Raw genomic sequence first — 275 nt, forward strand, 5'->3', positions numbered from 1 at the left:
ATTGCGTTCTCCGAAGGCTCCTCGCCGGAGGGCTGTGATTTGTGCGAGCAATGAGCCGAACGAATATGCTTGCATATTCACTCGGCGAAAGCCGCAGCAGCCGACAGAATGTTGGCTTCCGCAGTCATGGTCTGCTCCAAATCAAACAAGGGACGCTACGCCGTCTCCGCTCCGCTTCGGTCGGTGCAGGGCAAACGTCCACTGGACGTTTTGCACCCCTGCGCTGGCTGCCGCCAGCTACCCTTTTGTGGACTTGCCATCTGGGGACACCTTGC

The organism is Clostridium sp. AM34-11AC (genome assembly GCF_003435375.1).
Taxonomy (GTDB): Bacteria; Bacillota; Clostridia; order Lachnospirales; family Lachnospiraceae; genus Pilosibacter; species Pilosibacter fragilis.